The following is a 1,273-nucleotide window of genomic DNA, read 5'->3' on the forward strand; positions in this document are numbered from 1 at the left end:
TTCCGTTAGGCAAATCATTCGGCTAAAGAACAAATATAAGGCAGAAGGAGAACAAGGCATTGCCCACAAAAATCGCGGAAGGACGCCGGTACACGCATTAAGTGATGACATGAAAGATCGAGCAGCCGAGTTATACACAGCGAAATATCATGGCAGCAACAGCTGCCACTTTGCAGAGTTGCTTCAAGAACACGAGGATATAGAACTGAGCAGTTCCAGTGTGAGGCGTATTTTGCTCGCTAAAGGACTCAAAACTGCCAAGCAAAGACGCCGAACGAAGGCTCACCAGCCTCGCCAGCGTAGAGCACAAGCAGGCATGCTCTGGCAGATCGACGCAACTCCTTATGCCTGGCTGGAAGACCGCACTCCCGCCTTTGCCTTGCATGCTGCTATTGATGATGCAACAGGGATCGTCGTTGGAGCTGCTTTTCGGCCTAACGAATGCCGTGAGGGATACTCGGTTGTCATGCAACAAGGTATTGCCAAATACGGCATTCCCCTTGGTCTTTACAGTGATCGCCATACCATTTTCCGCTCACCAAAAGAGAAGCTTACCGTTGAACAAGAACTTGCGGGTGAATCTAAGCCTCTTTCGAACTTTGGAAAAGCGATGGCCGAACTGGACGTTGAACACATTAAAGCAGTCACACCGCAAGCCAAGGGCCGTGTTGAACGCCTCTGGGTAACACTGCAAGACCGTTTGGTCATTGAGCTTCGGCTGCTTGGCATCACTACAATGGAGGCCGCTAACCAAGTCTTGCCTCAGCTCATTCAGAAGCATAATGAGCAATTTGCAGTAGCCCCACGATCAAGTGAAACAGCCTATATGAAGCTTAGTGCGGATATTCAACTCGAGCATGTATTTACCATTCGAGAGTACCGAACGCTTGGGGTCGGTCATACGCTCTCATATGGTGGCCACACCTATACCTTTGCCGATTCCTCAACCCAGCGTTTTGACTCTAAAACAGTGGTGGAAGTTCGTGAGACGCTTACAGGAAACCTATTCGTCTGGCGTCATGGTCGTGCTTTTCTTCTCAAGAAAATAGAAGAACCAACGCGAAAGCAAAAACAAACAAAAAAAGCGAGTTCTGCGCAGCCACGCAAACCCGCCAAAGACCATCCGTGGAAAACCACGTATGATAGCAACGAAACTAAGATTAACACAAAACGAAGTTCGTTCCAAGACGTCATGTATTCACAACATAACCATTATTCAGAGGCCTCCTGGTAAGGGCGGCCTCCAAACTAAAGAGTGACATTTTCATAGCAC

The 1,273-nt window shown here is 48.5% G+C and carries 1 protein-coding gene; it reads left to right on the plus strand.

What is annotated here, in order from left to right; genetic code table 11:
* The coding region (locus tag E0496_RS31900; RefSeq protein WP_141505992.1) for an ISNCY family transposase at window positions 1-1,234 on the plus strand (1,234 nt) is incomplete at its 5' end.
* Window positions 1,235-1,273: the final 39 nt, after the last annotated feature.

The sequence above is a fragment of the Paenibacillus luteus genome, assembly GCF_006542765.1.
Taxonomy (GTDB): domain Bacteria; phylum Bacillota; class Bacilli; order Paenibacillales; family Paenibacillaceae; genus Pristimantibacillus; species Pristimantibacillus luteus.